The sequence below is a fragment of the Streptomyces katrae genome (assembly GCF_000966975.1).
Taxonomy (GTDB): Bacteria; Actinomycetota; Actinomycetes; order Streptomycetales; family Streptomycetaceae; genus Streptomyces; species Streptomyces katrae.
The window spans coordinates 1-1889 of sequence record NZ_JZWV01001549.1 but is presented as its reverse complement, the minus strand read 5'-3'; the positions used below and the strand labels follow the sequence as shown (position 1 = coordinate 1889).

The 1889-nt window shown below is 77.9% G+C and carries 2 protein-coding genes; one reads left to right on the top strand and one right to left on the bottom strand.

Features of this window, described 5'->3' with window-relative positions; genetic code table 11:
• On the top strand, positions 1–389 hold a 389-nt coding region (locus VR44_RS39085), incomplete at its 5' end, for a hypothetical protein (protein ID WP_045952444.1).
• On the opposite strand, the gene VR44_RS39080 is transcribed toward VR44_RS39085, so the two are convergent.
• Positions 341–1889, bottom strand: a 1549-nt coding sequence (locus VR44_RS39080) for an AMP-binding protein (RefSeq protein ID WP_045952443.1), incomplete at its 5' end; no start/stop codon positions are given. The genes VR44_RS39085 and VR44_RS39080 overlap by 49 nt on opposite strands.

Sequence of the window (1889 nt, the reverse complement as noted above, 5' to 3'; positions counted from 1 at the left end):
CCAACCTGCGGCTGACCGGCCCGTCGGCGGCGTTCATGGTGGCCGCCCGGCTCGACGCACTGCGGGGCGCGGGGCACCTCGTACGGATCGCTGACCGGGTGGAGCTGGGCGCCCGGCTTCCGGAGGCCCAGCTGGAGGAGGTGTGCGCCGGTCTGGCGCGGGACTGCGCCGGGCTCGGGGCCGTGTTCGTGCCCGCGATCCCGACGGCGGCCTTCGACCCGGCTCCCTGGCTGGGGGTGCTGGTGGCCGCGCACAGCCGGGAGGTGCTGGACGCGGCCGAGGCGCTGGTGCGGGAGCGGGCCCGGGCGGTGGGCGAGGACTTCGCCGTCGGGGAGCGGGGTCAGCCGTCGGAGCCGGACGGCGGGGCGGCGGGCCTGCGGGTGAGGTAGACCGCCACGATGAACCCGGCGATCATCAGCGGGATGTTGAAGGTGTAGACGAGGGCGGCCTGCCGCGGCCAGTCCTGTTTGGCCGCGAGCCGGTAGAGGTTGTCCTGCGGCCACCAGGCCAGCAGCAGGTAGGCCACGGCCAGGTGGGCCGCCGTCGTCAGACGCCGGCCCGTCCCCGGGCGCCGCATCCGGCTGCGGCCCGCGAAGAGGAACAGCAGGCCGGCGGCGAAGGCCGCGCACTCGAAGAAGTACAGGACGGAGAAGAGGAACGACCACGGGCCGGGCACCCCGGTGAGGTCGGTGGAGCCGGGCCAGATCAGGTCGGTGGCGAACAGGGCGAGGACGGCGAGCGGCACCGCCGCGCAGCCGAAGCCGAAGCAGCCGGGCGTTTCCCCGCCCGCCGGGGACCCGTACTTGCCGCTGCCCGCGGGCCGGGCCCCCGGGTCGGGGGGCCTCGGGACGGCGGCCCGGTCCTCCTGGCCCGCCCTGGTGCGGGGCAGCGTGCGCAGCCGTACCAGGCGGACCGGGCTGCCGGCCTCGGGCACGCGGCCCGCGAGGTGGTCGCGGAGCCCCTCCACGTCCACGGGCGCGCCGCCGTCCGGGCCGGGTTCGTCGGGGGGCGGGGCGACGTACGCGACGAGCCGGGTGTTCCGGCGGCTGCCGACGGGGGCCAGGACGGCCGCGCCGACGCCGGGGTGGGTCCGCAGGACGGACTCGACCGGATGCGGGTCGAGGGGGCTGCCGTCGGCGAGGGTGATGCGGTCGCGCAGGCGTCCCGCGAACTCCAGCAGCCCGTCCGGACGGAGCACCGCGAGGTCCCCGGTGGGCAAGGGGTCGGCGCCGCCCGGCGGGGTCAGGAGCAGTTCCCCGGCGCGCAGTTCGGCGCGGGAGCCGGGGAAGGGGGTGCCGAGCAGGGCGAGCCGTTCGGGTTCGTCCAGGGGGCGGGGCAGCTGCGGGAGTTCGAACCAGGTTCCGGCGCCCGCCGTTTCGGCGGGGGCGTAGACGTTGAGGACGCGGGCGCCGGGGCGCAGCCGGTCGTGGAGGGTGGTCTGCTGGTCGAGGTGGAGCCGGTCCCCTGTGACAGTGAGCAGGCGCAGGGCCGACAGCCGCGGGGCGGGTTCGCGCCGCCCCCGGCGGGCGGCGCCGGCCGGGTCGAGGCTGCGGTCGAGGAGGCGCAGGGCGCCCGCGGGGTCGGTGTGCAGCACGCTGACCTCGTGCTCCGCCACGGCGTCCGGTATCTCGCCGGGCGTCCAGGCGGTGCCTTCGGGGAGGACGAGGGCGGCGCCGGAGCACAGGGCGCGGGTCCAGCCGGCGGCGAAGGCCGTGAGGTCCGCCCCGCCGGTGAACAGGTGGCGGTCCTCGGGGGTCAGCCGGGCGACCTGTGCCCAGGCCTCGTGGGCGGCGAGCAGCAGGGCGTGGCCGACGGGGACGGGGCGGGGCACTGCGGTGCCGGTGAACAGGACGGCGGCTGTGGCCGGGTGCGCGGGGCGGGCCGGGGGC